The organism is Sinorhizobium sp. CB7, assembly GCF_041357635.1.
Lineage (GTDB): Bacteria > Pseudomonadota > Alphaproteobacteria > Rhizobiales > Rhizobiaceae > Rhizobium.
Genome location: NZ_JAULLL010000009.1, coordinates 61,617 through 85,214 on the forward strand (window position 1 = coordinate 61,617; position 23,598 = coordinate 85,214).

The window sequence follows — 23,598 nt, forward strand, 5'->3', positions numbered from 1 at the left end:
GCTTCTCCACGTCATCCCGGCAGGCGAGAAGAAAACACTTCCGCGGCGAAATTATTCGGTGCTGCGATCGTCACGAAAAGATGAAGGATATGGCACTGCTTGTAAAAATTCGAAGCCCCGGCCGAATAAATCGGGAGATGGCGTGTTTGCTGGTCGCAACGTTCATTTTGCCAAGGAGCAATTCCAATGACGAACGCTACTCTCCGTCTTGCCTCCGTCTTCTTCGGGGCCTCCCTGACGATCGGCATGATATCGACCCCGGTCTTTGCCATCGGTGGCGGCGGCGGCGACAGCATGCCGACCTGCAAGAAGGGCCAGATCTATGACAGGAAAACGAAGAAATGCGTAAGGCAGCAGGGCGCCAATATTTCGGATGAGAACCGTGCCGACTATGCCTATGCGCTTGCCAAGGATGGCCGCTATCAAGAGGCTCTCGAAGTTCTCGACACGCTGCAGAACCCCAACACCGCCGAAGCCCTGAATTATCGCGGTTACGCGACCCGCAAACTTGGCCGTACGGATGAGGGCATTTCCTATTACCTAAAATCCGTTCAGCTCGATCCGAAATATGCGAAGGTCCGCGAATATCTCGGTGAAGCCTATGTAGTGAAGGGCCAGATCGACCTCGCGAAGGAACAACTCGAGACGATCAAATCGCTCTGCGGTAACACGACGTGCGAGGAGTATCAGGACCTGAACGAAGCGATCGAGAACCCCTCCAAGATCTGACGGCTGGAAAGACGACGAGCAGGCGAGACGAATGACATGCCTACTGGAGAAGGGAATTTTCGGAATGCCAGTCGCTCATTCCATATTTCCTGCTTATAGTCGCGCAAAACTGGAATCGCCGGCGATGCTGGCGGTTCGTGCAGAGACAGCCGCCTCGGAGGAGATCATCTTAAGCGAAGCAGAAATCAGGGCCGGACTGGCCGGTCACCTGACGCGCCTCTGGCGATACGGTTTCGTGCTTTCCCATCAGCGCGATATCGCCGACGATCTCGTGCAGGCAACCTGCGTTCGAGCGCTCGAAAGGGCAAGCCAGTTTATCCCCGGGACTCGGCTGGATCGCTGGTTGTTCTCGATCCTGCATTCCGTATGGCTTAACGAGGTCCGTTCCCGGCGCGTTCGCATGGGGCAGGGTTTCGTCGACGCGGAGGAAACACTTGTCTTCGATGGGGCACAGGAAACCGAGACCCATATCATGGCCAACCAGGTGCTGCGCCATGTCCAGGCTCTGCCGGAGGCGCAGCGCAGCGCGGTCTTTCTTGCCTATGTCGAAGGTCTCGCCTATCGCGAGATCGCGGAAATACTCGATATTCCGATCGGAACAGTGATGAGCCGGCTGGCAGCGGCCCGAGCAAAGCTGGCAGATGTCTCGGGCATGACCACTGCGGCGCCCGGATCGGAAGGAGGGCGGCCATGACTGCCGGAAAAGAAAAAGACATGCTCTCCGACGAACAGCTTACCGCCTTCATCGATGGCGAACTGAGCGCGGCCGAGCGTGAGGAGATCGAAGAGCTCATCCGGACGGATGAACGCGTGGCCGAGCGCTTTGAATTTCTGTCACGCGGCAACCTGCCGTTCCGTGACGCATTCGAGCCTTTGCTTGCGGCCGCCCCGGCGAAGCAATTGGAAACCATGTTGGCGTCCATTCCTTCGCCGCAGGCAAGAAAGGCGATGGGAGGCATGAGCCGTCGCAGCTTCGTAAGCGCCCTTGCCGCCTGCGTGGTCGGAACCGTCGCCGCCGATCGCGCACTGATCTACGTCGAAAAGCGTCGCTCCGCCCCAGACGAGGGCACGGAATGGCGCGCGGTCGTCGCCGAATATATCTCGCTCTATACCGTGGATACGCTGAGCGGTCCGGCGCCGGACATCTCCGCACAGACTGCGCAGTTGGATCGCGTCGCATCGAAGCTCGGGCTTTCGCTTGCGCCGGATAGAGTGGCGTTGCCGGGCGTGGGCTTCAAGCGTGCGCAGCTTCTCGAATATGACGACAAGCCCTTGGCACAGATTGCCTATCTCGATCCCGAAAGCGGTCCGATGGCACTCTGCATCGTTCCCTCCTCATTGGGACGGAAGGAGCCGGATATTGAAAACCGCCGTGGCATGAATGTCGTCTACTGGGCGAACGCGACCCACGCCTTCATGCTGATTGGCCATGCGCCCGCCGACCGGATGATGGAATTGGCGGATGGCGTGCGCGCGAGCCTCGCGGTTTAGGATCGACGCGCTCGCAGCCTTCCGTAATGCAGACGGACATGGCGCGGCGGCGATCCGTGTCGTACTTCCATGCCATGAAATGGTTGTTCCCGAATTTGCCGTATCCGAAGATGGAACGAGCTAGAGTTACCATAAGCGTCGTTGCCTTTACTTCATCAGAAGGATGATCCCCATGAGCCGCCCGCCATTTCCTCCATTCACCCGCGAAACTGCCATAGAAAAGGTCCGTCTCGCCGAAGACGGTTGGAACAGCCGCGATCCTGCGAAGGTCTCGCTGGCCTACACGACCGACTGCTATTGGCGCAATCGCAGTGAATTCATAAAGGGTCGGGAGGCTATCGTTGCCTTCCTGACCCGCAAATGGATCCGGGAGCTCGACTACCGTCTGATAAAGGAACTTTGGGCCTTTGAAGGAAATCGCATTGCCGTTCGCTTCGCCTATGAATGGCATGACGACAGCGGCAACTGGTACAGAAGCTACGGCAATGAAAACTGGGAATTCGACGACGACGGTCTGATGCGCCGCCGCCTCGCCTCGATCAACGACGCGCCGATCGCTGAGAGGGACCGCAAGTATCACTGGCCGCTCGGGCGCCGGCCGGACGATCATCCTTCACTCAGTGATCTCGGCCTCTAAAGGCGCATTCAGCGTTGTGCGTCTTATAAGGCACTAACGTCGCCGCAGTATTTCGAGTTGCTGCATGGCCTTATCCCTAATCGATCCCGGTTTTAGGAAACACGCAGGGTCAACACACGCGGTCGTTGTTCCAGCGTGTGAGGATGTTCCGCGGCTGTAAGATAGATTTGTGACAGTACAAGATGCCCGTTGACGTCGATTGTTCTTTGACGATAGGAGAGACACGACTTGCGGTGCACGCGGGAGTTTCTCAACTCCGGAACTTAGCCAGCCGCTGGTAAGGAATGGCGCAGAGTACGGGTTTTGAAGCGGGCTTTTGATTTTCTTTTGGCGATCGTGGCATCGGTTGTTCTTCTTGCGCCTGCGCTCCTGGTCGCGCTTGCAGTTCGCCTTACCTCGCCGGGGCCGATCATTTACTGGTCGGACCGTGTCGGTCGATTCAATCGCATCTTCCGCATGCCGAAATTTCGCAGCATGCGCGTCGATACACCTGCGGTTGCCACGCACCTCCTCGGCAGTCCTGATAGCTATCTGACGCCGATAGGGTCCTTTCTGCGCAAGTCCAGCCTGGATGAATTGCCGCAACTCTGGTGCATTCTGAAGGGTGACATGAGCTTCGTGGGCCCACGGCCGGCACTCTACAATCAGCAGGACCTTATCGGGCTTCGCACGCAGTATGGCGTCGATGTGATGTTGCCGGGTCTGACCGGATGGGCGCAGGTCAACGGCCGCGACGAATTGCCGATTCCTGACAAGGTGAAGCTGGATGTCGAGTATCTCAAAAAGCGATCATTTTTGTTCGATATTCGCATTTTGTTTCTGACATTCATCAAAGTTGTCCGACGAGACGGTGTAGCCCATTAATTTTCCTGAGTTTTTTCAGCTGATAACGATCATCTCGTGGTTGCGCGCTCGCTGGAAAAAGACGAAAGATTGGAAGAGCCACGTCGAAACCGGATGACACGCTTTTTTGAACGGTGTGAAAAATTGCGGGAATTCATGCGCTACGAACGGACTGATCCTTGATGCCGACGCAAGCAATTGTTGCCCCGTTGCTGGCGCTGCCGCGTTCCACCAAGCGGATCATTGCCCTGATTGTCGATGCGAGCCTCTGCATACTGACAGTCTGGCTCTCCTATTGCTTCCGTCTTAATGATTGGGTTCTGCTCAGCGGCGTGCAATGGCTGCCTGTCATCGTCTCGCTTCTGCTTGCGCTTCCTATCTTCATTGTCATGGGACTCTACCGTGCGATTTTCCGCTATGCCGGAATGTCCGCCTTTATTGCCGTCCTGAAGGCGATCGCCATTTACGGTGTCGCTTTCATGGCGGTATTCACAGCCATAAGTCTTCCCGGCGTTCCGCGCACCGTGGGAATTCTCCAGCCTCTCCTGCTGCTCATTGCTATTGGGCTTTCGCGCCTCGGCATTCGCTATTGGCTTGGCGACGCCTATCAGCGCACGCTGCGGAAAAATGCTCAGGCGAAGGTGCTGATCTATGGAGCCGGTGCTGCCGGCAGGCAACTGGCCGCTGCTTTGGCCAACAGCACCGAGCTCAACGTCGTCGGCTATCTCGATGATGACCCGCGTCTGAGAGGCGGGATCATGGGAGGATTGCCGATCTACGATCCTTCCGATCTTCAGGCTGTGGTTGAAGCCCGCAATATCAGGGATGTGCTGCTTGCGCTTCCGTCTGCAAGCCGGCAGCGCCGTAATCAAATCCTCGACGACATTCGCAAAGCGCGCGTCACGGTCAGGACGCTTCCCGATCTGACGGCGCTCGCCCAGGGGCGTGTTGCAGTCTCTGACATTCGTGAACTGGACATCGAGGATTTGCTTGGGCGGGATGCAATCGTGCCGAGCCAAGCCCTGCTCGAAAAGAACACCCGCGGCAAGGTTGTCATGGTCACGGGCGCCGGCGGATCGATCGGCGGGGAGCTGTGCAGGCAGATTATGAAGGGCGAGCCTTCGGTTCTGATCCTGGTCGATCAGAGCGAATTTGCTCTTTATTCGCTTCATGCGGAACTGCTGAAACTTGCGGAACTCTATGAAAATCAGGATCTGCAGATCCTTCCCATTCTCTGTTCCGTACGCGACGGCCAGCGTATGGAGCAGATCATGCGGAGCTGGCGGCCACAGACCCTCTATCACGCAGCAGCGTATAAGCATGTCCCTCTTGTCGAGCATAATCCGGTCGAGGGCATCCGCAACAACGTGATGGGAACGGTGGTAACGGCGCTCGCGGCGCAGAAATGCGGCGTTGCGAATTTTGTGCTGATCAGCACTGACAAGGCCGTAAGGCCCACAAATGTCATGGGGGCGAGCAAGCGGTTGGCCGAAATGGTGCTGCAGGCTCTTGCAGCGGAGCAAACCGTCAGCAGAACGAGGACTACCTTCTGCATGGTCCGTTTCGGCAACGTCCTCGGTTCTTCCGGCTCGGTGGTGCCGCTTTTCCGGCAGCAGATCAGAGATGGCGGTCCCATCACGCTGACGCATCCCGACATCACACGCTATTTCATGACGATCCCCGAGGCATCGCAACTTGTGATCCAGGCAGGAGCGATGGCGGAGGGCGGAGATGTGTTTTTGCTCGATATGGGCGAGCCGATAAGGATTGCCGATCTGGCCCGGCGCATGGTTGAACTTTCTGGCCTTGCCGTAAAGGACGAGGCAAATCCCGACGGTGACATCGAGCTTGCCATAACAGGCTTGCGACCGGGCGAGAAGCTTTTCGAGGAGCTCCTGATAGGCGATAATCCCGAACCTACGGAACATCCGAGAATAATGAAGGCGAGGGAAGACCTTCTTTTCTGGCCTGAGCTCTCGAAGCGGCTCAGGACGCTTGATGCTGCGCTGGATCGAAACGACATGACGATCGCGCGTGTTATCCTGGCAGAGCTTGTGTCGGGCTATACGCCTTCCGGCAATGTCGCCGACTTTGCATTGAACGAGGCTGAGGCCAACACGGCGGCCTGAATTTCTCTACAGCGCCGTGCGTCTTATATGACGCACAAAGATCGCTGTAGCACTTTGAAATGCTGCAGGGCGATATCACGCATTCAATCCGCCCCCTTGGTGAGGCATCTCCGCGCCAAGGATCAGCGGCCAAATATGTCAGTTAGCCCGCCGGGTCCTGCGTCAAAACATCAGAGAATTTATCCAGAAGCGTGATGTATCCTGCTGCACGTCACTCTATTCTTTCGCAGAACTCCGGGCAGAATGTAGAAAAATGAGATTCGATAAAATTGCAGAAGCTCACTTAATCGCTTTGTGATGGCTGCCATGTATCGTTGCCTTCGCTTGCAGGTGAAGCCTAGGGCTGTCGCACAGGAAGACTGAGACTTCTCTGCGTCAAAACAATACGGCACTCCAGCGGCGTTTAAACGGAGAGAAGGCAATGAAAAAAGCGATTTTGATAGCGCTTGCGATGGCAGCCTTGGGCGCGGCGCAGGCGCAAGCGGCGGGTCTGGGCGGCCTCACTCGCGGATTGTCGCAGGCGCCAGCCGTGCATTTCATCAAGGTTCGCCAGCCCACACTCGCTCCCTTTGCGCATGTCCGTTTTTGCATGCAGAACCCGGATGAATGCCGGCCCGGCAACGGACCGATGATGGTCACCCTCACGAGTTCCGCATATCGAACGCTGCAGGCTGTCAATAACTCGATCAATCGCGAAATCGCCGGAGTGAACGATGCCTCCGATAATGATGATTGGGAAGTGAACGTCAAAAACGGCGATTGCGAAGATTTCGCGTTAACGAAGCGCGACCGGTTAATTGCCGCCGGCATATCGGCGCGGTCCCTGCGGATCGCTGTCGCCACGACCCCGTCCGGTGAAGGCCACGCCGTCCTCGTCGTCAAGACGACGCGCGGCGACCTCGTTCTCGACAATCGTACGGACCGCATCAAGGACTGGCGAGATACGGATCTGCACTGGGTCAAGATTCAGTCCGGTGAAAACCCGCGCATGTGGTACGACATCTGAGTTTGTTGGATTTGAGCGGTCCGACAAAGGAGCAGATTGCCGTCATCTAGGCGAAAAGCGGGTGTCCAGTCATTGGCAATAGGCGGCGCCGCGCGCATCGACGAAACAACGATTGTGGGTGGCGCCGGAGTCGCTTGCGGCTCCGCTTCTCGTCGTGCTTCCTGGCCGTTGCCCTCCCACATGCCCTTGCACTTCGCCATTCTGTACCTGAACGTCAAAATTCTGATTGCCGATCGTTCCGCTGTAATTATGCGGACCATCGCGCTGGACTTCGTAGTTTCTGTATTGTGCTGCCGCCGGCGAATGCAATAGCAGGCATGCACATAGCAACGCGAACTTCATTGTAGCGCCTCGTCCTTTGTCTCTCAGACATAATGCATTTGCTTCTCGTCTTTTGAAAGGCAGTCAACCAGAATTCTGCCGTCAATTGAAATTGCGTCGCCTGTCCAGACGCGTCAAAATGGTATCATATATTGCCATCTGCATATATTAAGTGGAGCAGCTGGTATTAATTAAAGATAATGGCTGAGGACATCTCAGATAGATTTACCATTAAACTGTTTTAGTTTGGCGAACTCTCGACTAACCATGCAGAATGCTTTAAGCAGCCATATACGATTGCAATGACGAGAAACCGTTATTTGTTTTCCGATTTTATCAACGAGCTAGAAATTGTGCGTTCGACGGCTTCGTCGCGCCGGGGGCGTTAAGTGCGTAGACCAACAAGTGATCGTTCTTTAGGTTCCGTGAGCGATGACCCCACGAGTGAATTTATCCGGCGATGCCGACACGGCTTTATTGCCGTCGGCGTTGCGAGCGCGCTGGTTAACATACTTTATCTGACCGGTTCTTTCTTCATGCTACAGGTCTACGACCGGGTTATTCCGAGCCGAAGTGTAGCGTCCCTGGTTGCTCTGGCGGTATTGGCCGTATTTCTCTACCTCTTCCAAGCTGCATTCGACGTCGCCCGAAGCCGTCTTCTCGTCCGCATTGCCGGAGTTTTCGATGAGGTGACGGCACGCAGGATCTTTCGAGCGACCGTTCAGTCGGCATTGAGGACGAAGGCGAATGGCGATGGGCTGCAACTGCTCAGGGATTTTGACCAGATCCGGACATTCCTCAGCACATCCGGGCCTGCGACTTTATTCGATCTTCCCTGGATACCGCTCTATGTTGCCATTTGCTTTCTCTTCCATCCAATTATCGGAATAATGACGATCTGTGGTGGCGCAATTCTGGCGCTCCTGACCTTCGCCGCGAATCACAGCACTCAAAACTCGTCGAAGAAAATATTCGAAGCCGGCAGCGGCAGGACCGCCGCCCTGCAGGCTGCCCAGCGCAATGCGGAGGTCGTCCATGCGCTTGGAATGTCGGAAGCGCTTTCCGAGCGCTGGCTCGTACAGAATGATGCCTATCGTGCCGCCTATCAGCACAATTCCGATGTTGCGAACACGTACTCTGCATTTTCCAAGGTTTTCAGACTTGTTCTGCAATCGGCGGTTCTTGCTGCAGGCGCCGTTCTGGTCATTGAAAATCAGGCTTCGGGAGGCATCATAATCGCCTCGTCGATCCTGACCTCAAGAGCGCTTGCCCCGGTCGAGCAGGCAATCGCGAATTCCCGTGGATACGCAGCAACCTTGCAGGCTTGGAAGCGGCTGCGGGAGCTCCTCAAGGCATTTCCTCCGTCGCCCTTCCCACTTCTTCTCCCCGCGCCGAAAAGAACGCTGAGCGTGGAGGGTCTCGTCAGCGGCGCGCCCGGTCAGAATCAGCCTCTCCTGTCAGGTATAAGCTTTACTGTTCATGCAGGCAGCGCCGTCGGGGTCGTGGGGCCGAGCGCATCCGGAAAATCAACGCTCGCACGAACGTTGACGGGTGTGTGGCCGATTTATCGTGGGAACATCCGGTTGGACGGGGCCGCCCTTGACCAATGGGACGATGTCGAGATCGGTTCTCATATTGGCTATCTGCCGCAGGATATCGAATTATTTTCAGGCACTGTTGCTGACAACATATCGCGTTTTCAGCGCAATGCGTCAGCCGACGATATCATTGATGCTGCGACTGCGGCCGGCGTACACGATTTGATATTGCGGCTGCCTAAAGGCTATGAAACCGAAATCGGCGCAGGTGGCAGCATGCTTTCAGCGGGGCAGCGTCAAAGGATTGCGCTTGCTCGAGCCCTTTTCGGAAATCCATTTTTGGTGGTGCTCGATGAGCCGAATTCGAACCTTGACGCCGAAGGCGAGGCGGCAGTAGCCGCGGCCATTGTCGGCGTCCGCAACCGCGGCGGCATTGTCATTGTGGTGGCGCACCGGCCGAGCGCCATGTCGGGCGTTGACTATGTCTTGATGCTGAAGGACGGCCAGATGCATATGTTCGGCAGAAAGGAAGACGTGCTCAACTCCATCCTGCGACGGCAGGTTCGCTCCGTGACAGTGGAACGCGGAAGCGCGTTGAAAGTCGTAGATGCCGTCGAGGAGCAGCAGGAATGAGCACGATCAACCTGTCTGAGATGTCGCTGACACGGCATGTGGTTCTGGTCGCTGTTCTTGGCGTGGGCCTCATATTCGGTATAGGTGGGTGGGCGGCGACCGCTTCAATATCAGGTGCCGTCGTCGGTGACGGCACCGTGATCATCGATGACAATGTTAAAAAAATACAGCACCTTACCGGCGGAATTATCTCTGCGATGGCTGTACGTGAAGGCGAGCATGTCGAAGCCGGGGATCTGTTGCTGCAACTGGACGGGACGTCGGTTCAGGCCAATCTCGGAATAATCAACAGCAGCCTGGCGCAGCTTTATGCCCGCAGAAGTCGCCTTATAGCCGAGCGAAATGGAGCGGCGACGTTTACTGCCGCCGACGTCGATTTGAGAGGCCTGGAAGTCAACGCCGATCGAAACCTGGTGGAGGGTGAGGTTCAGCTTTTTGGGACGCGTATGGCATCCCTCCTCGGAATGAGGAAGCAACTCGGCGAGCGCAAGGCACAGCTTGCCTCCGAGATCGAAGGGGACACGATCCAGCTGCAATCGATTGATGACGCGACGGCATTGGTGAACGAGGAACTCAAGGCCGCCGAGGAGCTCTATGAGAAGAAAATTGTCACGATGCAAAAGGTCAACAGCCTTAAGCGTCAAAAGGTTGAGCTCGACGGAAGCCGTGGCGAGCGCCTTGCATCTCGTGCTCAGTCAAATGGTAAGATCAACGAGATAAATCTGCAGATTTTGCAGCTCGACGAGGATCGCCGTTCCGAAATTGCAAAAGATTTGGCGGATGTTGAGGGCAAGATCGCCGAGCTCGAGGAGCGTCAGGTCGCTGCAAAGGACCAGATGCAGCGCCTTGACATAAGGGCGCCGATGAGCGGCAAGGTCTTTCAGCTCGCTGTCCACACGATCGGAGGAGTTGTCAATCCCGGCGAGCCTCTGATGCTTCTTGCTCCCGATCAAAGGGCTTTGACGGTAGAAGCACGAATCGCCACACGCAATATTGACCAGATCCAGCTTGGCCAGCCAGTCGATATTCGCTTCACCGCCTTTGACCAGAAGACGACGCCGGAGGTTGTCGGGAATGTCTCGTCCATATCGCCCGATATCATCAGCGACCAGAAGACCGGCGTTTCATATTACGCCGTCCGTGTTGCTCCTGAGCCAGAAAGCCTCGCAGATCTCAAAGGTCTCAGCCTCTATCCAGGCATGCCTGCGGAAGTATTCATAAAGACGGGAGATCGGACGGCTCTCTCCTATTTTGCAAAGCCGTTGACCGACCAAATGATGCACGCTTTCCGAGAGGAATAGTCAAGGAAATAGTCGGTAAAGGCAAGGTGCTTTTGCTGGCCTCCGATTTGACAAACTCGCGGTGAAACGCCGTGGGATTCTTTTTTCGACCGTTTCCCGCGAGGCGGATCTGCAACGATCGGCGGAGAGGCAGGCTGGACTGGCCCCGTCACGGAGTACTTCCACGAAACGTGCGAAGCGGTTTGCGTTCGCATTTTGCGTAAAAACAAAGGGACAGAAGCGGCTCGGCAATTCCATGAAAGCCGAACCGCTCCGGAGACCTACTTTTTCTCGCTCTTCTTGCCGACGGCAATATAGCTGAAGCCGTGTTTGCTGACTTCGGCGATCGGATAGATATTACGCAGATCGACGACCGCGGGCTTCTTCATCGTCGCCTTCAGGCGCTTGAAATCGAGCGCGCGGAATTCGTCCCATTCGGTGACGATCACGATCGCTTCTGCGCCTTCGGCGATCTCGTAGGGGTCGCTGCCGTAGGTGACCGAGTTTAGCACTTCCTTTGCCGCTTCCATGCCCTCGGGGTCATAGGCATGAACCGTTGCGCCGCCGTCGAGCAGCGCCTGGATGATCGTGATGGAAGGTGCGTCGCGCATATCGTCCGTGTTGGGCTTGAAAGTAAGGCCGAGCACAGCAATCTTCTTGCCGCGGACGTTGCCGTCGCAGGCGGCAATAACCTTGCGACCCATGGCGCGCTTACGGTTGTCGTTAATCGCAACCGTTGTTTCGATGAGCCGCATCGGGCTGTTGAAATCCTGCGCGGTTTTGACGAGCGCGAGAGTATCCTTCGGGAAGCAGGAGCCACCATAGCCGGGGCCGGCATGCAGGAACTTGTCGCCGATGCGCTTATCCATGCCGATGCCCTTGGCAACCTTCTGCACGTCGGCGCCGATCTGTTCGCAGAGGTCGGCGATCTCGTTGATGTAGGTTATCTTCATCGCGAGGAAGGCATTGGCCGCATATTTGATGAGCTCCGAAGTCCGCCGTTCGCAGAAGTAAAGCGGTGCCTCGTTCAGATAGAGTGGGCGGTAGACCTCACGCATCACTTCGATCGCGCGCGCGTCTTCGGTGCCAATGACGATGCGGTCGGGACGCTTGAAGTCGGCAATGGCTGCACCTTCGCGCAGGAATTCCGGATTGGAGACGACGGCGATATCCTTGTCCGGAAACTCTTCGCGGAAGATACGCTCAATCTCGTCGCCGGTGCCGACGGGCACCGTCGATTTCGTTACAATGACGGTAAAGCCGCTGACGGCGGCGGCGATCTCGCGCGCGGCGGCATAGACGTAGCTCAGGTCCGCATGGCCATCACCACGGCGTGACGGCGTACCGACGGCAATGAAGACGACATCCGCGTTGGCGACAGAGGGGGCAAGGTCGGTCGTGAAGTCGAGGCGACCCGCCCCACGGTTTTGATCGATGATCGCATCAAGGCCCGGCTCGAAGATCGGCACTTCGCCGGCTTTCAGGGCCTTGATCTTCGCCTCCGACTTGTCGACGCAGGTGATGTGATGACCGAAATCCGCAAAGCAGGCGCCGGAAACCAGACCGACATAACCTGAGCCAATCATTACAATGTGCATAATCCCTCACTCACTTTCATTGAAATAGCGTTATTGTGTGTGGCAGCTTGGGTGCGACTGAAGTCGTCTTCGCCGAGATGAGAGCCCGCCTGGTCTCGATAGGTTCGGTGTGATACTGTCGGAGTTCGCGAGACGATGAGCTTTGCCAGGCAGGATGGAGCTTGGCGCCATTTCGTGCAGCATCCGTGCGGTTTTGCGGTGATCTCGAGGCAGGAATTGCGGGGGCTGCGGCGATCACGAGCACGCCACTCTTGCTTGCATGCTCTGCCCTTCAAAACGGCGGAAAGCTCGCGCAGCCCACTTGTTCCAAACTTCATCTGATGAACAATCCTCGACGAATGAAGCGGGTCTTAGTGAGTATAGCTCGTCGTGTAAAAGCAAATTTCAAGCTATAGTTAAATACACTCATTTTATGAGTGTCATGGCGCGTAATGTCTCTGCAAAATTGATAGTGCGAGAAAGGATTTGAACAGTTGTCCATTTTGAAATAGATCTTCAAGTGGCAAGTGTTATTGTCGCAATTGATGAAATTGCAAAATTTCAAATTCCGGATGGCTTTATCTGCGGCGTCTGCTTTACCTGAGTTTTTTTGTTAAATACTACGCTGCGCTGCACAAAGTCAAGTCAGAGCTAGCAGCGAAGACGGGTACAGCTGGCTATGCCGGAAGTCATAATAAGGTCCATCTTGGTAGAAGATCAAAGTTGATCGGGCGTTGCTTTCCAGCGGGCGAGCCTGGCCTGCCTCTCGGTCGGCAGCTGTGAAAACGCTTCCCCGATGAAGGGGTGAAGCGCATCCCCGCTCCCCTTCAACACCTCTCTGACGGCTGGCGGCCCGGCGTAAGCCAGGAGCGTTTTCAGGTCTGACATCAGAGCAGGCCTTGCCTCTTCAAGGGTTTCCTGGCTGACCTTTCTCCAAAGCGCGAAACGAGCACGCAGCGCCGAAATACTGGCGGGGTCCAACGCCACCGCCTGCGCGAGCAGCTTCGCGAGCTCCGCCGGCTGCTCGCCCGCGGCCTGCCGTATCATGGCATAGCGCGTCCAATAATCCGAAACTGTCGGTGCGCAATCCATTGCATGCTGGGTCAATGTCTCGGCTCGCTTGATCGCGCCAAGCCAGGAGTCGAAGTCTCTATCGGGATTCTTATGATCGAGATCGGCCAGAACGATACCCAGGCCTGCATTCAGGATATCTGATCTGCAATAATCTTGCACATATATCACTTCCGAGGCACGTGCATACTCATCGAGCACCTGCGGTAGCCTGGCGCTGGTCGCGTTGAATTTGTCTATCAGATAAAAAAAATCGATAAAGCGAACTGTACTTGCAAACTGCATCAGGGAGATGGCAAGCACCACCAATGCCGCGAAGATCGAAACTGCCTTTGTGAATAGCACTTCACGCCTGATTGAAATCAACATAGTACGACGTGTATCGAGACAAATAATATGCCTCGGATCCGTGCGTCTCATAGAGTTTCATCTTCTTGGCGTCGACCTTGTTCAAGATCACGCCGACACATTTCGATTTGATATCCTCGTCTCTCGCGAGCGTCGTCGATACGATCTTCCTTGAGGTTTGACCCCATTCGACCACAAACAGGAAATCATCGACGAGCGGTTCGATGCCGCGCGCGTCGACAACCGGCGCAAGCGGCGGAAGATCCAAGACGATGTAATCAAACCTCTCGCGAGTATCTTCGAGAAGATCTCTCATAGCAGAGGATGACAACATCTCAGAGGAATGAGGGACACGCTGCCTGATCGCGCCGGGTATGAAGGCGAGGCCACTCTTTTCATTCATCAGGACGACGTCTTGTACATTGGCGCCGTTCATCAACAACTCGAGCAGGCCGCGTTCTGCATGGCTCGCAATCGACTGCGTTGTGCCAGGATTTCGGAAGTCGCAATCGATCAGCACGACCCTTGCACCCTGTGATGCCAGAAGTTCCGCAAAATTAATGGCAACCGTCGATTTTCCTTCGCCCGGGAGGGTCGATACCACGCCGACAACGCGCCCACCGGATCCATTCTTGCGAAGATCGATGCCGATCTTAGCGCTACGAAGTGTTTCTGCAAAAACCGATAAAGGATGCTCCAGTACGAAATTCGTGAGCGAGCTTGTCTTTCTTAGCCCTCTGTCGCCGATATTTGATTCCAGCCTTTCGGTGGGTGTCGGTACGTTCGGGCACAAGGGCAGGGAACCCAAATACTCAAGGCTGATCTCATCGCGTATCTGTTCACCGGTCCGGAAAAAGCGATCGCGCAGCTCTCTCACGGCTCCGATTCCCGATCCGGCGGCAGCACCGAAAACAGCGAAGATGGCCAAGACCATCAGCTTTCGCGGATAGCTTGGACGCTGGGGTTTAACCGGACGCGTGATAATGCGGGCTTCAGTGATGGGGAAGGATTGCTGCTGTATCGCTTCTTGGTAGCGCTGCAAGAACGTCTGGTAGAGATTCTTGTACGTCTCGGCGGAGCGCTCCAGTTCGCGCAATTGGACACTGCTTTCACCCGCCGATGCACTTTCGCTTTTGGCTTTGTCCAGGTTCTGCTCGAGGGTGTTCTGGCGTGTCTGCGCAACGTCCAGCTCGTTCTTATAGCTTTCGGAGATGCGATTCAGCTCTTCGAACATGAGTCGCTGATACTCCTGCATCTCGTCTCGCAGGCGTACGGCCCTTATATGATCACGACCCAAGCGAGATGAGATATCGGCCTCAAGCTTAGATGCAGCGAGATACTTTTGTCGCAACTCGTTCGAAACGGGGCTGTCGAGCACCTCCGGTACGATCGCGTCTGACTGACCCGATCGGATGATCTGTTGAATATGGTCATACTTCGCCTGCGCTTTGGCGGTTTCGGCCTGCGCGACAATAAGGGCGCTATTCAATTGTGCGAGCTGCTGGTCGGCAATAAGGCCGTTTGCGGTGTCTAGAAGGTTGTTTGCGGCCTTGTACTGTTGCACCGCGAGGTCGCTTTCGAGAGCCTTTTGCTTTAGCTCGTCGATGCGCGCCTGGAGCCAATCGCTGGCGCGGCGTGTTGCGTCGTATTTTGCCTCGAGCTTGTCCGTTATGTAGATGTCAGCGATCGCGTTGGCGACTGTGGATGCGATATCTTTGGACGGTGAGGTGAAGCTGACATTCAATACGTAAGTCCGACCCACCCTGAGAATGGACATGTTACGCTGGACAATCGCGAGCGCCTGCCGCCTGTTTTCATCCTGATCGGTCGGCTCCAAGTCGGAGCTGACAAATAAGGACGGAAAATCCAGAATAGCGGAGAACCCACTCCTGATGGTTCCCAAAGCGCTGGAACCGGACGCCAGGAATTCCTGATTGTTGGAGAGATTGAGTTTGTCGACAACCGCCAGTCCGATCGTGTCCGATTTCAGCAATTCGACCTGGCTGAGGATGGTGGCGTCGTCCGCCGCGGCCGCCTGGTCCATCGACAGTCGGTTAACGAGCCCATCGCTGGCGCCTCCAATGAGGATGCTCGCAGTTGCCGTGTATTGAGGAACGGCCGTGATGACGTAGCCGCAGCCTAAGAGAATAGCGATGACGACGGTGGCTGCGACAACGCGCCATTGCCGCCTCGCGACAGCGATTGCTCTTTCAAGGTCGATTGCGCTTACAAGCGGCCCGCTATCTTCCCACGCAAATGGTGAGGCTGGTTTGTTACCCGGTGAAAGCAAGGCAGACTCCACGCAGCGATTACGCTAGCAACCAAACGAACTAGAATGGGCTGGTTCCCGAATTTTCGGTTATGTTTGTCGTGTTGTTGTTGTTGGTCACCAAACTTCTCGACCGCCGCCCGGCTGTGAAATCACCGCCTCCAGATTGAGCAACGGAACTGTCGCCGCCTGCACCTGCTGAAGAGTTGCCAGGAGCGCCACCCCCTACACCTCCAGCGCCGCCGCCGCCGGCACCTGCACCAGCGCCTGCTCCGAGTGCGGCGGTCTGGACTTCGTTAAGCGTGGCGAGAAAAGCGGTCGTTACTTCCGGCGAATTTGCCGCGGCTACCTTTTCCTGAATCGATAGAACATATTCAGGGCTCGTGGCGGCGCATGCGCGTGCCGTGCGCCCCAAGCCAGAGCCAAGTGCAGCCTTCTGCGAAGCGTTGAGCTGCGGAATCAACGCCATCATAGGATCAAGCGTCTCGGAACTGGATCCTGCAAGCGCACGTATCCGCGACACCATTTCGAAGCCGCCGTTGGGAAAGATGTTGATCATTGAGGCAGGTGCACCAAGAAATGCGCCAATGTCGTCATCACCCAGTTTAGCGGGGCTCACAAAGCAACCAACAGCATGGGCCTGTGCAAAAGACTGTTGAGGCAGTGCGCCCAGCAATAACAATGCGGCAGTTAAAGTTTTAATGTTCACCATGTTGCCTACACCTTTATCAAAGCCTTCTTAGCAATCAATATTTCGAAGTCTAACTCCTAACAAGTACTCCCGCGGGAATTCCTGCAATCAAGGTTAAACCGTCAGTGATTGACAATACTGTTGGCTGCGTCCTTCGCATCTTGCGTATCTGTTACAGCTCCCGAGGCCGTCGACGTGAACGAATTCAGGACATTGAGGAACTTGACCAGTTCGACAGAGTCCGAATTCGAGATGTAGATGATATCCTTGTCCTGCATAGCGAACTGCTGCACCGCGAAGAACGACGACGGATCACGCATGTTGGCGCGGAAAATCACCGGAATTTCGTTCCCCGAGAAGCGAGCTGTTTCTATGCCCAACCCCTGAACGGTCTTCCGGGCGACCTTTCTGTACAGGAAAACCTGACCGGGGTCGGCGCGCGAATCAAGCATGCCGCCGGCTTTGCCCAGCGCTTCGCCGAAGGTCAGCTTCGTGTCTTCGAAGTCAAAGCGACCATTGAGACCCGCCGCACCATAGACGGAATAGGTCCGGCGCTCGCGGTTCACGAGAACCGTATCGCCTGGCGCGACATAGATGTTTTCCGCCGGCGTCGTCTGCAGCTTGTCGTAGGCGATCGTTCCCGTCTTGCCGCGGCGCTGGAGCGTCACGTAGGTCTCGATACTTGGCGCGCTGATGCCGCCTGCAGAGGAGATGACATCGAGAACCCTGTCGCCTGCAGAGGTGACTTCAAATTTGCCCGCCTTGTTTACATCTCCAAGCACGGCAACTTCGCTGGAGTGACTTGTGACAGTGGTGATGACGACCTGCGGCTCGATCGCCCGGTTGGAGAGCTTTTCCTCGATTTCCTGCTCAACCTGCTCCTTCGGGCGTCCGGCGGCCACAATGCGCCCGGCATACGGAATGGTCAGCGTGCCGCTACGGTCGATCGTCTGAGAGGGCAGGGTGATGAAATTGCCTGGCCGGCTTCCCGCGACTTCCGTCGGGATAAACAGACCGCCCGCCTGGGCTTCGAAAATGGATACCTGAACGATATCGCCGACACCCAGCGGGATCTCCGGAGGACCACCGCGCCCGCCGCCAAAACTGTCGCGGATGGAGGCCTGAGCAGCTTCCTCAAAGCTTGAGAGCATGTTTTTGTTGATATCGACTAGAACATAGTCAATCCCAACTTTACGATCTTTGGTTGTGACATGAACGGCCGCCTGCTTTTCAAAGGCAGCATCATCCGGGCCCGAACGGGGAAGCGAAGTGCAGCCCGGCAGAGCAACGATCATCAAAATGAGCGAAGGAATTATTCTTTTGGTCAAATTGATCTCTTACATACCCAAATAGTTTGATACCCACATCGCATATAACGAAAACTTGTAAAAGATATTAAATATTGCTTATCCGCAAAGAATATTTGATGTTGCTGGAAGGCAACATTGACCCAAAGTTGGTCGTTAACAACGTTCAAGTCTTGGCTTGTAATACCGCAAGTAATATTTTGGTGCGCTAATTTAAGACAAGAATCGACAGGCTGTCTTTTGCTGTGACATGGAGCATCCGATTGCTGTTCAGATCCGTGATGTCGATTGTTTGTGTCGTTCCGCTTGCGATATCAATTATGCGCGCTTGCTGCGACTGCAGGTTGATGCTTTTCGGTATTGAAACCTCAATATCGGCATCTTGATCCTTGGGGGACCAGAACGGAAGGATATATTCGCCGGTAGATTTCCGTTTCCATTGCAACAGGACAAAGGGAGCGGCCGCTCGTGAGCCAAAGGTCTCCGATGTGGGTTCAAGATCGCCGATATCGCCAAGTGCGGCGATCGTTCGCTGATAGAAGTCGAATGACGGCTTCTTCGTCCTGAGATCCGCGCTCACGAGGCCGAAATTATGCTCTTGTGCGTCCGGATCGATGCCATCGTCTTTGAAATCATACCAGAAGACCGCTTCCAGAGGGGCGATCTGCCGAATGCGCACGTCGGCAAAAAGAGCAAGCGTTCGCGACAGATATTTCGCTTTCAACAGCTCGCTGCCAACGGCGTTAAGTCCTTCCTTCGAGCTGGAGTAACCAAATTCCGTGAAGTATAGCTGCAGCGGCCTGCCGTCTTTGTTGTATTTCTGAACATCTTTCCAAAAGGCGCCGATCGCGCGTTGGCGCTGTCCGAAGTCATTGGCTGGCGGAAGGTGGGGGTCGACCTCCGGCGGTTTGCCTGTGCTGTACGGATGGACGGAAACGCCATCGGCAAAATCGAGCAGGCCGGCGTCGAGCGCGCGGTTGAACCACGCTTTTGCATTGGGCCATGAAAGGCTGGCGATGCCGCCAACGATTATTTTAACCCTTGGATTCTCTTTCTTTATATCTTGAGCAATCTTGCGATAAACGCTGACATAATCCTCCGCAGTGCCGTTCCAGAAGACGCGAAGGTTCGGTTCGTTGTGAAGCTGGACGGCGACGATCGAAGGATGGCTCTTAATAAGCTGATTGATATAGCGGGTATATTCGATGTTCAGATATTCGTAATTCTTGGCTTTCGGCGGTGACGCCAAAATGGGCAATATAACCTTGCGATGATTGCGATCGTATAGGCTCAGCCAGTAGTCGACCAGCTGTCGACGTTGAACCATTTGCGCTCGTTCAGTAGCATTAAGCGAACCGTCGTCGATTAGGGCACGATCGCGCCTCGCGTATGAATATATAGCTTCGGCAATCCACACCGTTCCCAGGTTTTCGATTAGAGGCAGGGTTCTGTTCGCAGCCCAGCTGTCATCTTTTTTCTTATCGAACCTCGATGTGTGCAGGAAGTGACTGGCGACGCCGAAAAAAGGCACCTCGGATGATTTGTCCGCTTCGCCGGCGATTACCGAGTTGTGCATAAGCAGTGTAGCGGCGAGGGCCATCGTAAGAATTCGTTGAAGCATCATCCGGGCTCCGGGCAAAAAAATTTATGTTCTAACTTGCTCGCAGCGACCTAAGCGCCGCCCTAAGTCCAAGGGCATCAAGAGCGTATAACGCGATACCAAAAACACAGCAGCCTATAGCAACGGACAAAATGAGACCGCTCAGGCCGTGCACATCTGCTGAAAGCTTCAATATCCCCCACATGCCGAGATTGGCCGTCGCAATCTTCAGAATTTCAAGCCAATTGACGCTATAAGAAAGGGCGAGGCGCGAAAGAACGAAGCTAACGAGGACGCCGCCTGCAGCTCCAATCAGCATGCCTTGCGAAAAGGTAACGGACGAAAAGCCCTCGAACCATCCGAGCATGACAGTAGCGACGACTGCAACTAATCCCGTCGAAACCGGGCTGATGATGCCAAGCTGCGATCGGCCTGTTACGACAAATATGCTGTCCAAGGCAAAGCTGCGAAAGCCGATCAAGCCCGCGGCGGCCATGCACCAGACTATATTCTCATCGTAAATTTCACGGTAATCGCTGGAAATGAACAAAGCTGAGAACGCGTCACCAACGCAAAGATAGCCGACGACGGAAGCGGATATCAGGGCAAAGACGATCGACACCTGCTTTGTGATCCTCTCCTTCACGATGTGATCGTGGCCAAACTCCCTCGCGCGAACAGTGGCCTGAAAAATCAAAAGGCTGATACTGACGCCCAGAACACCGATGACCTTTTGAGCGATATCCATTGCAAGCATCATTTTCCCCGCTTCGTCGAGAGGAATGAGATGCGTTGCAATGAGGCGCAGGAGCGGAGCAAGAGATGCCGTCGCCACGGCAGAAACGGCGACACCCGTTCCAAATTTCACCATGAAGGCCAAACTTGTCCAATCAAAGCGGGCATCATGGTCGACGCGCAAAGGATCCTTTGTGCAAAGCAAGACAACGATGAATGAGCCGACCCAGGCCCACATCGTAAAAACCGCGCTATTCGTCAGATAAGCGACGATGCAGAGGGCGGCAAAGCCCAGGAGCGACCGAATAATAAGATTGCGTATGTAGGGAATGTCCTGAAATTCCGCTCGAAAGCACGCCTGTCTTGCTTCGAACAAAGCCTGGCTGAGCGCAAACAGGAGCGACAGCCCGAAAACGGCAAAGTAAATATGGTTACCAAGGGCGAGGCATCCGGCTGCTGCGAGGAAAAGAATAGCCGCGATGACCCCATTGGCGCGGTTCAACACGTGCTTGCGCTGAGCAGTGTCCGCCGGATCCTTTGCGACGCCGTAGCGCATGATCGAGATTCGGCTCCATTCGAAGAGCAGAGCCACAACGAAAAGCCCGATTGACGAGGCCAGACTGAAAACAGCGAACTGTGACGGATCAAGTATCTTTGGCAGGACGATGATGCCGATCATGTTGAGGCCATTCGCTATCAGAAGCGCAACTGGCAACATGGCAGTCGTAACTCGAGTGCGCATCGGGAGGCCTATGTCCAACGACCGTTGAGATTACTCGTGAGCGCCGCAGTATTTGGCGCGGGCACGCTCAACGATGGAGCGGCTCTTGGCAGGGGGCGGCGCCGAATGGCAGCCTGAACAAAAGGCATGCCGGCGATAAAGAAGGAGAAATATCCGTATGTGCCCAAGTAGCCGAGATTCCATACGGCGAGAAGGCAGACCAGTATGGATGTCGGATTGTTGGACCGCCAGGTCCTGTAGATGGAAACAACGAGAGCCAAAAACCATAAGCCGAAATAAATATAGCCTATTTCACCATAGCGCAGGTAGAACAAGACCCATCCATAGTGAGCGTTGGAATAATTTAACTTCCACTCCCATGTGTATCGCACATCATACGCAGCGCCATGGCCCGCGCCAAAGATAGTCCCTCCACTGCCCAGTGCATCGATCTTCGCCCCTACCGCATCCGACTCGGCTTCACGTTCGCCGATCGACCCCGTTCTTGAGGAAAGATCGACGTCCTCAAGGCCGGATATCCGTCGGGCCAAGGCGCTATCCTCGGGAAGCAACATGAAAAGGGCCGAGGCACAGAAGACAGATGCTGCCGCGATCGACATGACGCGATACGGATTTCTGCCTGCCCGTCGGAGAAGATAGATCAATGTTGCCACTGCTAGAAAAAGCAGCGTGGTTCTGTTCCAGCTTTGAGCCGTGGCGACGAGTAGAATTGCCGAAAGAAGTGATTTGGCAATATTTGCAACTGTGAGGTATTTCAGGGTGAATAGCTCGGCCATAAGCAGAGAAATTACAACCGCGCTCGAAGCAGATCCTCCGAAGGTGATCCCGGATACGGGATTGACCGCCATTGCCACAACGGACAAGAGCACCATCACAACTGCGAAGCAACGATTGGCGGTGAAGATCCTTCCGAAATCCGTGTCTGCGGTGCTCCTCGGGTCGGAGAAGATCATCAAGTTGGCCAGGACAACAAGTACGTTGATCGTGTCGATAAGAATTCGTGACAGCGAGTTTCCCCACCACAGGCCGGTCAGGATTCCCTGAAAGATCATGAGAGCGAGAACGATGCCGATAGCTGCCACGCGTGCAATGTTGAATCGCACAGGTGTTTTGCCGATGATCATCAATCCGTATTCAATCGCCAGGAATCCGTAGAACAAGAATTGTTTGGGCTGATTGACAGTAATTGCCGGAACGTGGAGAATTATTTCGTAAACGATTTTCGCAAATAGATCGGGCAAAAGAAAATAATATATAATTCGCTCAAAATACGTCGTTTTTTTAAAAACTATTATCATGAATACATCAATGATTTAGCTGTATTATTGAGCCGCGTGCCGCTGGAAAATGATGCGAAGTCCGCACGAAATCGTACTTAGCACGACTTTATGTACATCGCGAGACGTCGCGGAAAATATTGTAAACTGTGAGCTAAGGCCAGCCAAAATGGCTGGCCTTAGCGATAGCTACCCAAATCCTCAGAGAGGCGTGTGAGCGTCCCACTCCAGGCCGGTGAACCTGATGCTGTCACCATTGGCGAAGTGCAGCGTGACCGAATCGCCTTGCGTGTCGGCGGTGGCGTGACCTGCATCAACAAGCTTGTGCATGTCGTCAACCGACGCAATCGTTACAACTTCCTTGCCGGAGATGTAGTCGTTGTACAGATTGATCTTGTCGCCGGCGCTGAAGTCGGTGATCGTGTCATGTCCGTCGCCGAGCTTGAAGTTGAAGGTGTCGTTGCCGCTTCCGCCGGTCAGGATGTCGTCACCTGCGCCGCCGCTGATCTGATCGTCGCCAGCGCCGCCGAAAATAATGTCCTTGCCGCTCTGGCCGCCGAGGATGTCTTTGCCGGCGCCACCGTTGATAAGATCATCGCCTTCGCCGCCCACGACCTTTGTCGCACCCACACCGGCAAACACCGCATCATTGCCGGCACCGGCATTGATAAGATTGCCGTGGCTGTCGCCGAGGAGCGTGTTGGCCTGGGAATTGCCGTTGATGTTGTTTCCTGTCGGATTGCCGTAGTTCTGCAGCGTCAGCGAATTGCCGGCACCATAGTCGATGACAAGGTTATCGCCATCCATATGCCAGGTAACGCCGTCGCGGCTCAGGAAGTTGTTCAGATCATCCTGACTTGCAATCGACAGCTGCTTGTTGGCCATGCCGCTCAGAGTGCCGACCGCAAACGTAAGCACATCGCCATCGTTAAAGCTGAAGTCGGTGATCGTGTCGTGACCCGAATTGGCGTCGAGGAAGAACTTGTCGCTTCCATCGCCGCCGGACAGGATGTCGTTGCCGGTGCCGCCACGCAGATCGTCATTGCCGGCGCCGCCGAGCAGAATGTCGTCGCCGGAACCACCGTTCAGCAAATCGTTGCCGGCGCCGCCGTACAGCAAGTCGCTGCCTTCATCGCCGCGCAGAATATCGTTGCCAGCGCCGCCAAAGATGATGTCGTCGCCCGCGCCCCCTTGGGCAATGCCGCCGCCAAGGCTGCTCATGAAGAGCAGATCGTCTTTCGACGAACCGCCAATATTTGCCTGGGTTGCATCAGCAATTTTCATGTTGTCGATGTCTGAAATGGTCGAAACCATGTTTATCCCTCTCTCAATTGGCTACATATTAAACAAGGCATGTTCTAACCGCCGGGAGAT

General features: G+C 55.2%; 18 protein-coding genes. 9 read left to right on the forward strand and 9 right to left on the reverse strand.

Annotated elements, in window-relative coordinates; genetic code table 11:
• The first annotated feature begins 186 nt into the window (after positions 1-186).
• The 9 genes from AAE029_RS17870 to AAE029_RS17910 all read left to right on the forward strand — a co-directional run bounded on the left by AAE029_RS17870 (position 187) and on the right by AAE029_RS17910 (position 10,628).
• Complete coding sequence (locus tag AAE029_RS17870) at positions 187-729, forward strand: tetratricopeptide repeat protein (RefSeq protein ID WP_371074219.1); 543 nt, start codon at positions 187-189, stop codon at positions 727-729.
• A gap of 64 nt (positions 730-793) precedes the next feature.
• Complete coding sequence (locus AAE029_RS17875; protein WP_371074220.1) at positions 794-1,423, forward strand: RNA polymerase sigma factor; 630 nt, start codon at positions 794-796, stop codon at positions 1,421-1,423.
• Entirely contained in the window at positions 1,420-2,220 is an 801-nt protein-coding gene (locus AAE029_RS17880; RefSeq protein ID WP_371074221.1) for an anti-sigma factor, read from the forward strand. The genes AAE029_RS17875 and AAE029_RS17880 overlap by 4 nt, the downstream gene beginning before the upstream one ends.
• A gap of 172 nt (positions 2,221-2,392) precedes the next feature.
• A complete protein-coding gene (locus tag AAE029_RS17885; RefSeq protein WP_371074222.1) occupies positions 2,393-2,857 on the forward strand; it encodes a DUF1348 family protein in 465 nt (154 codons plus the stop codon).
• Positions 2,858-3,160: 303 nt separating this feature from the next.
• Entirely contained in the window at positions 3,161-3,721 is a 561-nt protein-coding gene (locus tag AAE029_RS17890; RefSeq protein WP_371074223.1) for a sugar transferase, read from the forward strand.
• A 161-nt stretch (positions 3,722-3,882) separates the two neighbouring features.
• Positions 3,883-5,829, forward strand: coding sequence for a polysaccharide biosynthesis protein (locus AAE029_RS17895; RefSeq protein ID WP_371074224.1), 1,947 nt, complete (start codon positions 3,883-3,885; stop codon positions 5,827-5,829).
• Between the two features lie 421 nt (positions 5,830-6,250).
• Positions 6,251-6,835, forward strand: coding sequence for a transglutaminase-like cysteine peptidase (locus AAE029_RS17900; RefSeq protein WP_371074225.1), 585 nt, complete (start codon positions 6,251-6,253; stop codon positions 6,833-6,835).
• Between the two features lie 746 nt (positions 6,836-7,581).
• Positions 7,582-9,327, forward strand: a complete 1,746-nt coding sequence (locus AAE029_RS17905) for a type I secretion system permease/ATPase (protein ID WP_371074226.1) — start codon at positions 7,582-7,584, stop codon at positions 9,325-9,327.
• On the forward strand, positions 9,324-10,628 hold the full coding sequence (locus AAE029_RS17910) for an HlyD family type I secretion periplasmic adaptor subunit (protein WP_371074227.1): 1,305 nt from the start codon (positions 9,324-9,326) through the stop codon (positions 10,626-10,628). Before AAE029_RS17905 ends, AAE029_RS17910 begins: the two co-directional genes overlap by 4 nt.
• Before the next feature lie 260 nt (positions 10,629-10,888).
• On the opposite strand, the gene AAE029_RS17915 is transcribed toward AAE029_RS17910, so the two are convergent.
• From AAE029_RS17915 to AAE029_RS17955, 9 genes are all read right to left on the reverse strand, one after another.
• Positions 10,889-12,205: a UDP-glucose/GDP-mannose dehydrogenase family protein gene (locus AAE029_RS17915; protein WP_371074228.1), complete on the reverse strand. Its 1,317-nt coding sequence runs from the start codon at positions 12,203-12,205 to the stop codon at positions 10,889-10,891.
• 696 nt (positions 12,206-12,901) lie between these two features.
• A complete protein-coding gene (locus tag AAE029_RS17920) occupies positions 12,902-13,675 on the reverse strand; it encodes a hypothetical protein (RefSeq protein WP_371074229.1) in 774 nt (257 codons plus the stop codon).
• The gene (locus tag AAE029_RS17925; RefSeq protein WP_371074454.1) at positions 13,602-15,893 is read right to left on the reverse strand and encodes a polysaccharide biosynthesis tyrosine autokinase; all 2,292 of its coding nucleotides are present in this window, start codon (positions 15,891-15,893) and stop codon (positions 13,602-13,604) included. The genes AAE029_RS17920 and AAE029_RS17925 overlap by 74 nt, the downstream gene beginning before the upstream one ends.
• Positions 15,894-15,933: 40 nt before the next feature.
• A complete protein-coding gene (locus tag AAE029_RS17930) occupies positions 15,934-16,584 on the reverse strand; it encodes a hypothetical protein (RefSeq protein ID WP_371074230.1) in 651 nt (216 codons plus the stop codon).
• Positions 16,585-16,685: 101 nt separating this feature from the next.
• Positions 16,686-17,891, reverse strand: coding sequence for a polysaccharide biosynthesis/export family protein (locus AAE029_RS17935; protein WP_371074231.1), 1,206 nt, complete (start codon positions 17,889-17,891; stop codon positions 16,686-16,688).
• 187 nt (positions 17,892-18,078) lie between these two features.
• Entirely contained in the window at positions 18,079-19,494 is a 1,416-nt protein-coding gene (locus AAE029_RS17940) for a hypothetical protein (RefSeq protein ID WP_371074232.1), read from the reverse strand.
• A gap of 28 nt (positions 19,495-19,522) precedes the next feature.
• Positions 19,523-20,707: a hypothetical protein gene (locus tag AAE029_RS17945; protein ID WP_371074233.1), complete on the reverse strand. Its 1,185-nt coding sequence runs from the start codon at positions 20,705-20,707 to the stop codon at positions 19,523-19,525.
• Positions 20,708-20,955: 248 nt separating this feature from the next.
• A complete protein-coding gene (locus AAE029_RS17950; protein WP_371074234.1) occupies positions 20,956-22,245 on the reverse strand; it encodes a hypothetical protein in 1,290 nt (429 codons plus the stop codon).
• A gap of 180 nt (positions 22,246-22,425) precedes the next feature.
• The gene (locus AAE029_RS17955) at positions 22,426-23,538 is read right to left on the reverse strand and encodes a calcium-binding protein (protein ID WP_371074235.1); all 1,113 of its coding nucleotides are present in this window, start codon (positions 23,536-23,538) and stop codon (positions 22,426-22,428) included.
• Positions 23,539-23,598 lie beyond the last annotated feature (60 nt).

Bases quoted from the DNA above. Each gene is read 5' to 3' on its own strand.
- AAE029_RS17915 (WP_371074228.1), bottom strand. From the start codon at position 12,205: ATGCACATTGTAATGATTGGCTCAGGTTATGTCGGTCTGGTTTCCGGC.
- AAE029_RS17885 (WP_371074222.1), top strand. From the start codon at position 2,393: ATGAGCCGCCCGCCATTTCCTCCATTCACCCGCGAAACTGCCATAGAA.
- AAE029_RS17875 (WP_371074220.1), top strand. From the start codon at position 794: ATGCCAGTCGCTCATTCCATATTTCCTGCTTATAGTCGCGCAAAACTG.
- AAE029_RS17955 (WP_371074235.1), bottom strand. From the start codon at position 23,538: ATGGTTTCGACCATTTCAGACATCGACAACATGAAAATTGCTGATGCA.
- AAE029_RS17895 (WP_371074224.1), top strand. From the start codon at position 3,883: ATGCCGACGCAAGCAATTGTTGCCCCGTTGCTGGCGCTGCCGCGTTCC.
- AAE029_RS17900 (WP_371074225.1), top strand. From the start codon at position 6,251: ATGAAAAAAGCGATTTTGATAGCGCTTGCGATGGCAGCCTTGGGCGCG.
- AAE029_RS17950 (WP_371074234.1), bottom strand. From the start codon at position 22,245: ATGATAATAGTTTTTAAAAAAACGACGTATTTTGAGCGAATTATATAT.
- AAE029_RS17940 (WP_371074232.1), bottom strand. From the start codon at position 19,494: ATGATGCTTCAACGAATTCTTACGATGGCCCTCGCCGCTACACTGCTT.
- AAE029_RS17910 (WP_371074227.1), top strand. From the start codon at position 9,324: ATGAGCACGATCAACCTGTCTGAGATGTCGCTGACACGGCATGTGGTT.
- AAE029_RS17870 (WP_371074219.1), top strand. From the start codon at position 187: ATGACGAACGCTACTCTCCGTCTTGCCTCCGTCTTCTTCGGGGCCTCC.
- AAE029_RS17930 (WP_371074230.1), bottom strand. From the start codon at position 16,584: ATGGTGAACATTAAAACTTTAACTGCCGCATTGTTATTGCTGGGCGCA.
- AAE029_RS17880 (WP_371074221.1), top strand. From the start codon at position 1,420: ATGACTGCCGGAAAAGAAAAAGACATGCTCTCCGACGAACAGCTTACC.
- AAE029_RS17920 (WP_371074229.1), bottom strand. From the start codon at position 13,675: ATGAGACGCACGGATCCGAGGCATATTATTTGTCTCGATACACGTCGT.